Origin of the sequence: Micromonospora sp. NPDC051296 (assembly GCF_040682255.1) — a bacterium.
GTDB lineage: Bacteria > Actinomycetota > Actinomycetes > Mycobacteriales > Micromonosporaceae > Micromonospora > Micromonospora craterilacus.
The window spans coordinates 1-7600 of record NZ_JBFBAO010000339.1; the positions used below are offsets into that span (position 1 = coordinate 1).

The 7600-nt window shown below is 69.9% G+C and carries 5 protein-coding genes; 3 read left to right on the forward strand and 2 right to left on the reverse strand.

What is annotated here, in order from left to right; all coding sequences use genetic code 11:
- The 3 genes from AB0M52_RS27035 to AB0M52_RS27045 all read left to right on the forward strand — a co-directional run.
- On the forward strand, window positions 1–3304 hold a 3304-nt coding region (locus AB0M52_RS27035), incomplete at its 5' end, for a LamG-like jellyroll fold domain-containing protein (protein WP_363959241.1).
- 149 nt (window positions 3305–3453) lie between these two features.
- Window positions 3454–4473, forward strand: a complete 1020-nt coding sequence (locus AB0M52_RS27040) for a LacI family DNA-binding transcriptional regulator (protein ID WP_363959243.1) — start codon at window positions 3454–3456, stop codon at window positions 4471–4473.
- Between the two features lie 28 nt (window positions 4474–4501).
- A complete protein-coding gene (locus AB0M52_RS27045) occupies window positions 4502–4846 on the forward strand; it encodes a hypothetical protein (RefSeq protein ID WP_363959246.1) in 345 nt (114 codons plus the stop codon).
- Window positions 4847–4923: 77 nt separating this feature from the next.
- Here AB0M52_RS27045 and AB0M52_RS27050 read toward each other — a convergent pair whose 3' ends face one another.
- Both AB0M52_RS27050 and AB0M52_RS27055 read right to left on the reverse strand, forming a co-directional pair.
- A complete protein-coding gene (locus AB0M52_RS27050) occupies window positions 4924–6405 on the reverse strand; it encodes a hypothetical protein (RefSeq protein WP_363959247.1) in 1482 nt (493 codons plus the stop codon).
- 196 nt (window positions 6406–6601) lie between these two features.
- Window positions 6602–7600 (reverse strand): CU044_5270 family protein (locus AB0M52_RS27055; RefSeq protein WP_363959249.1); only part of this gene is annotated, 999 nt, incomplete at its 5' end.

Sequence of the window (7600 nt, forward strand, 5' to 3'; positions counted from 1 at the left end):
CGACCTGACCGTCTCGACCCGCATCAGGTGGGACGGCAGCACGTCGCCCTGGCAGTGGATCTACGCACTCGGCACGAACAACACCCGTTACCTCTTCACCACCCCGTACAACGGGGACGGTCGGCTCCGCACCGCCATCACCACGGGAGGCGGTGGCGCCGAGGCGCAGGTCACCGGCTTCGCGCAGCTGCCCGGCGGCCAGTGGCGCACCCTCACCACCACCCTCGACACGGACGCCGACCGCATCACCACCTACCTCGACGGTGTCGCGGTGGCGTCGGCCCGGACCACCATCTCCGCGGGCGACCTGCTGACCGGCTCGGGCACCATCGCCGGTTACCTCGGCCGGTCCTTCTACCAGGATCCGCTGTTCGCCGGCGCCGTCGACGACTTCCGCATCTACCGGAGCGCGCTCTCCGCCGAGCAGGTCGCCGAACTGGTCGGGGGAGCCACTCCCAGCCTGACCGGCCTGTCCCAGGCCACGTTCGACGTGCGGACCTCGATCGGCACCGCGCCCGCGCTGCCCGCCACGGTCCGCGCCTCCTTCACCGACGGCTACGACCGCGCGGTCGCCGCCACCTGGAACGCCGTCGATCCCGCCGACTACAGCCGCCCCGGCGTCTTCCGGGTCACCGGCACGGCGGCCGGGAAGCCGGTCAGCGCCGCCGTGACGGTGGTCCGCGAGGGTGAGTTGACCATCGACCTCGCGACGAACACCGGCGACTTCCACGGCGGCGCGGCCGGGGCCCTGTACGGGCTGTACGCCCCGGGAGTTCCCACCAACAACCTCATCGAGGGCATGAACCTGCGTACGGTCGCCACCAAGGGACAGGACGGCGCCCAGCATCCCGGCTCCGACGCGCTGGAGATCGTCAAGCCGCTCGCCGACAGCACGAACGGCGATGTCTACGTCCGCACGACGGACTTCTACCGGGGCTTCCCGTACCAGTGGCCCGGCAACACCCCGGACGCGAAGCTCGCGGGGTACCTGCAGGTCCTCGATCGGCAGTTGGACCAGATCGCCCAGCTCGACCCGGAGTACCGGGACAACATCGTCATCGAACCCTTCAACGAGCCGGAAGGGAACATGTTCGGCACCGGCCAGTGGAGCTACAACCGGGTCAGCTGGCTGAACAACCCGACCGACTACTTCCGCGCCTGGGACCAGGCGTACGCGATGATCAAGCAGAAGCTGCCCGACGTCCGGATCTCGGGGCCGAACACCAGCGTCCTCTACACCCAGGTCAAGGGATTCCTCGAGCACGCCGTCGAGGCCGGCACCGTCCCGGACATCGCCACCTGGCACGAGCTGAGCCACCCGGCCCAGGTACGGACCAACGTGGCGCGGTACCGCGAGTGGGAGGCGGAGGTCTTCGCCGGTACCCGCTACGAGGGCCGGAAGCTGCCCATCAACGTCAACGAGTACGCCTTCAACTACCACACCTCGGTACCCGGACAGATGGTCCAGTGGATCTCCGCGATCGAGGAGTCGAAGATCGACGCGATGATCGCCTTCTGGAACATCAACGGCAACCTCTCCGACTCGGCGGTCCAGGCCAACCGGGCAAACGGCCAGTGGTGGCTGTTCAACGCGTACGCCGGGATGACCGGGCACACCGTCAAGGTCAGTCCACCGTTCCCCGGCCAGAACTACAGCCTCCAGGGCGTGGCCACGCTCGACGAGGACCGGGCCCAGGCCAGGGCGCTGTTCGGCGGCGCGGCCGGCAGGGCCTGGATCAGGTTCGACAACGTTCCGGACGTGATCGGTGGCCAGGCCCGCGCGTGGATCCGGGAGATTCCGTGGACCGGGCAGATCGGCGACTCGGCCGCTCCGGAGATCATCGCCGAGCGGGTGGTGGACGTGACCGACGGCATGGTGGCGTTCGACTTCGGCGGCGACCTGCCGACGCTGTCGGCGTCGTCCGCGTACGAGATCGTGCTGACGCCGGCCGGCACCGGCGAGCCGACCGCCGTTGCCCCCACCCTGTGGAAGGGCAGCTACGAGGCCGAGGACGCCGCGCACCGCGGCAGCGGCTACAGCCGCAACGGCCCGGAGGGTTCGCCGTCGGACGTGTCGAAGTTCTACACCTCGGGCGGCTACAACGTCGGTGGGCTGCGGACCGGTTCGGACGTCGTGCTCGACTTCACCGTCGACGTCCCCCAGGACGGCAGCTACGACCTGGGCGTCTTCGCCAACTCGCTCAACACCTTCGGGCTGGTGCAGGAGCAGGGGCCGACCAATGTGTTCCTGCGCGTCGACGGTGGCGCCGAACAGGAGCTGTTCCTGCCACTGGGCTACAAGTGGGTGGTCTGGGACCACACCGACACGACCGTGCAGCTGACCGCGGGTCGGCACGTCATCTCGCTGGCCGCGCGAAGCCTCGACGGAAGCCGGGCGACCAAGGGTGACGCGATCGTCGACCGGATCACGCTCTCGCTGCCGAACCCGGCGGCCCGCGCCAACTACGAGGCGGAACTGGCCGACCTCGACGGCGCGACCCCGATGCACGCCGGCCCGCGGCTCAACGGCCGCAGCGTCTCGGGCTCCGGGGTGGTGGAGGTCGCTCGCGGTGACTCCGTCACGTTCTGGGTCTACTCGGCCGAGGACGCGGAGTCGACCATCACGGTCCATACGCTGGCCGGCGGGAATGGTCAGTTGGCCGTCAACGGGCGTGCCGTCGGCCGCGTCGCCGGACCGTCGTCGGCGGTGGCGGTGTCGTTGTCCGGCGGGGTGAACAAGGTGACGGTGACAGGCAGCGCCGGACGGCTGCTGCTGGACCGGATCGAGGTCAAGCCCACGACGGGCAACCTCAAGGTGGTCGAGTACGAAGCGGAGCAGGCCGAGCTGGCCGGTACGGCGGAGGCCACCACGCTGACGCTGGCCAGCGGCGGGACGGCGGTCAGCGGCATCGGGGGTGAGCCGGGGAACCAGAACACCCTGACCTTCACCGTCGACGTCGACCGCGCCGGCGTGCATGCCATGCGGGTCAGGTACGCCAACCCCGAGCAGTCGCAGGCCTCGCACTACAACCCGAACCCGATGACCCGCCGGGCCGACCTGTCGATCAACGGCGGCGACGTCGAGAGTGTGCTCTTCCCCGGCTCCTTCCACCGGAACAACTTCTGGGAACTCACCGTCCCGGTGGAGCTGAAGAAGGGCCGCAACACCATCACGTTCTCCTCTGAGGAGGCGCGCAACTTCGACGGTGTGACGTACAGCGATAGCCTCTGGCCCGGCATCCTGCTCCGCTCGAAGCACGCGCCGGTGATCGACAAGATCTCCATCGCCAGGTTCAGCAGTTGACGGTAGCCACGACAATGACCGCACTCGCGGCGGCCTGAACACCCGTACGGCCAGCCGGTCCAGCAGCATGGATCGGCTGGCCGTACAGCCGTGCCGGGGCCGCCGAAGCGCTTCGGCCGTCGGGTGTTCCAGTGACGACAGGAGGAATCGTGGTCACGATCGGCGATGTCGCCCGGGCAGCCGGGGTGTCCCGCAGTACGGCGTCGTACGCGCTGTCCGGCAAGCGAGCGATCTCGCTCGAGGTGCGGCAGCGGGTCAACGAAGCCGTCCGGGCGCTCGGCTACACGCCCAACGCCGGGGCCCGAGCACTGGCGACATCGCAGACGATGGTGATCGGCCTGCTCGCCCAATTTCTGGAGGGCGAGTTCGCGCCGGCCATGCTCCAGTACATGCTGGGCGTCTCGGACGCGGGCCGCGAACTCGGCTACGACACACTGCTCATCACCGAGGCCGACGGTGCCCACGCCCTGCGCCGGATCACCGACTCCCGCATGGTCGACGGGCTCGTCCTGCTCAACGTCGCCCACCAGGACGTGCGGCTGCCGGTCCTGCGGGCCGCTCCGCAGCCCGGCGCGCTGGTCGGGCTGCCCGGTGACTGCTCCGGGGTCGACGTGTTCGATCTCGACTTCGAGGACGCCGGCCGGGCGATGGTCGACCATCTGTACCGCCTTGGCCACCGGGAGATCATCCTGATCTCCCAGCCGGAACTCGTGGTGCAGCGCGGCGGCGCCTGGGTGTGGCGCCTGCGCAACGCGGCGCTGAGGCAGGCGCAGCGGCACGGGATGGTGCTGCACGCGGTCTTCGGCGAGTCACGGCAGCCGGCGGTCGGCCGGTCGCTCAACGCGGTGCTCGACACCTACCCGGACGCGACCGGGCTGCTCATCGACAACGAGGCGGCCGCCGCGGCGCTGCCGATGGTGCTGCACCTGCGGGGTCTCGAGGTGCCACGGGACATGTCGGTCATCGGTCGCTACTCGGACGAGTTCGCGCAGATCTTCTCCCTGCCCTATTCGTCCATCGACAGCGCTCCCGACCGGCTGGGGCGCCTGGCGGTCCGGCAACTCGTGCGCAGAATCGCCCTCGAAACGGAGAGCGAGGAGCCCTACGTCCTGCGACTGATCGCCCCGGAGTTCGTCGACCGGGAGAGCACCGCACCACCACGCGGGTAGCACCGTTCCGGCCAATACACTGACCGGTATGAGTGAGTCTGCGGAGGTGACGTCGCCCGCCCGCGCCGGCTCGTGGCTCGGGCTGGCAGCGGCCACCGTCATCGCCGTGGCGGCCTGGGTGGGCTACTGGTGGTTGGCCGTGCCGCGTTACGACATCTGCGCGGCAGTCCTGCCCGCGCCGGCCGGCTGCCGGATCGCCGATCGGATCCCCACCGCGACACTGTGGACGGCCATCGTCGCGGTGCTCTACCTGGCCACGGCCGCCCTGGCCGTCGTCCGTCCGCGCGGTCGCTGGTGGCCGTTCGGCGTGGGAGTCGCGGTGCTGGCCATCGCGGCGTTGTGGGGCTACCGGGCGGTGCTGTACCAGATCTGACGAGCGACCTGCACTGCCGGCGGTTCGCGCGGTGAGCGGGCGGGCCGGGCGCTTGCCGCAGCGCCCGGCCCGAGGAACTAACAGCCGTAGACCGAGACACAGACCCGGATGTCGTACGGGTGGAAGTCCGCCTGCATCATCGGCCACGACGAGATGATGCCGACGGGCTGCCCGTTGACGGTACCGGAACCCCAGTTCAGCCCGACGAACATGACGTCGTTGGTGAGCGGGCTGTTGGTGACGCGGAAGACCGGGCCGCCGGAGTCGCCCGGCTGGGACGAGTAGGTCCCGATGTACTGGCAGTTCTGGGCGATGTTCGGCATGTCCTCGATGTTGCTGATCCGGACGCAACTGCTGGTGACCGTGCCGGTGCTCCTCCCCGAGGTGCGCCCGACCCCACTGATCGCGCCGGTGGGCGTCCCGGTTGCCGTGATCCGGTACTTGTCGGTGCCGTTCCAGTTGATGGTGCCGGTGGTGGCCGGCCGGGCGATCCAGCCGGTCGCCGTGCTCGTGTAGTCGCCTTCGAACGTCCCGAACGCCGCGTCGCTAAGCCGGCACCGGTAGCCGGACGGGCACGCGAGCGCCTCCGAGCCGTACGGGTTTCCGGTGTACAGCGAAGGATCGAGGATCTCGTAGCCGATCCGGTTGGCGGTGTTCCACAGCGCACCCCAGGGAATGCTCGGCTGCCAGTGGTAGACGTAATCGGTCTGCGCGTAATCCGTCGAACAGTGCGAGTTGGTCAGGTAACCGGTGAACTGTGGACTGGTGTTGACCAGGCGGGCGGTGACGCCCAGCGTGCACTGGCCGGTGTAGAAGATGGTGCCGATCGGCCCGATGACCGGAATCGCGTACGAGATCTGCTGACCGCCCGTCACCGGTCGGTGGTCGTCCCGCAGCGATTGGGGGCCGAAGTTCGCCTCGACCACCTTCAGCGCGTCGCGAGGGATGCCTGCCTTCTCCGCGTGCCGAACGACGGCGGCCCGCGCTCCCAGGTCGTTGACCCCGACGGTGACGGTGTTGTTGCGCTCGTCGGCGTCGGTAAAGGTCACCGCCCCGCCCGGCAGCAGCGCGTCCATCGCGGACTGCCACTTCTTCAGCTGCGCGAACGGGTAGGAGACCTGGACGGTCTTCACGCGGGCATCGGTCTTGGCGAGCGCCTTGGCGCCCTCATTGAGCGCCGGCACCCCGGCGGGCTGCTGTCGGAGAGCGCTCCGCACGTCGGCGGCGACCTGGGTGGCCTTGGCGCCGGTGCCGACGACCGCGATGGTGGTCACCGGCCCCGCGGGGCCGTCGTCCAGCCAGATGCCGGCAAAACCCGCGATCCCGCTGGTCGCCCGCAGCAGTTGCTCGTCCTCGTCGCCGGCCAGCTTCGGCGCGGCGCCGCGGTCGACGCCGGCCAGCGCCTCCTGCACCTTGGCGCGTTCCTCGTCGCCGGCGACCAGCGCGTCCGGCGGCACGTCCGCAGTCTCGCGGGCTCCGGCCGCCTGGGTCTGTCCCGCGACGATCGCCGTGATCAGCACCGCGAGGGCGACTGAAGAGCCGACGACCCGTCTTCCCATGCGCATTCTTCCTCCCAGACTCCATAGTGGTCGGACGCGCGATCTTATCAGCCAACGTCAATGCGAGAGAAGAGCGAAGCGGTTTGCGAAGGATGGGAATTGTTAGCGGAGAAGGCTCCGGACTTGGTGGCGACCGGCCGTTGTCGGCGAGTTTCCTCGGAATTCGCCGTCTCTTTCCCGAACAGGTGCGTCGTCGTCAACCGAGTTCGTCGGTGCGCCCCCGTTCCAGGTAGACCGTCCCCACCTCCACGTTGCCGGAGGTGGTGGTTTTGGCGTTGCTGGCCAGCAGCTCCCCGGTGCGTGGGTCGAAGAGCAGGTACTCGCGGTCGTGGCCGGCGGGGGAGGGCCGCGGACCCTGGCCACGGCCGGCCGAAACCGCGATGCCGGTCCGCCCGACGGGGTCGGTGTCCTCGCCGTGGCACACCACGCCGTCCGTGGCGGCGAGGAACCGCAGCACCGCGGCCCGGTGCGCGGAGTCGAGGACCCGTTCGCGGTTCAGGTCGGCGACCCGGGCCAGCGCCTGCGCCGGGCCGTTCTCCCGGGGCTGGTACAGCGCCTGCTCCATCGCCGCCGGGTCGGCGGCCGGCAGGGCGGTGACATCCACGTCTCCGGGGGCCAGCTCCGTCGTCCTGGTGGTCTCCGACTCCACCTCGCGATGCTGCTCGAAGTACTCCCGGGATTTCTCGTCCGGGTAGGTCGGCTCGCCACGGACCACGCGTGCCCGTCCCGAGCCGTCCTCCGCGAGCCACCGGATCGTTTCCTCGCTGTACCAAATGGTCGCCATGCCGGCGTGCTCTCCCGGCATCTCCACCGAGCCGCCGCCTGCCCAGGTCATCCGCAGGTACTCGTACCGTCCGGTGCGCCCGTCGTAGGGAGTGGCCGCCAGATGGTCGGCGATCGCCGCCAGGCAGGGAGCCGACTCCGTCGTGGAACCCGGCGGAAGGTACGGCTGGGGCGAGGCCGGCGGGCCGCCGACACCACGCACGACCACGATCGCAGTTGCCACGACGGCAAGAGCCGCGACGGGTACGACCCACACCGCCCGCCGCCGGGGCGGCACGGCCGTGGCGTACGACGTGACATCGTCGCGGGCGCGGTCGAGCACCGCCTCGACGTCACCCGGCCCGACCTGCACCGCGCGCGCCGGGTCAGCCGCCTCGAACAGTTCCCGCAGGCGCTCGCTCATCGCACTCCT

Coding starts and splice junctions, on each gene's coding strand:
- AB0M52_RS27050 (WP_363959247.1), bottom strand. CDS start 6,405: ATGGGAAGACGGGTCGTCGGCTCTTCAGTCGCCCTCGCGGTGCTGATC.
- AB0M52_RS27045 (WP_363959246.1), top strand. CDS start 4,502: ATGAGTGAGTCTGCGGAGGTGACGTCGCCCGCCCGCGCCGGCTCGTGG.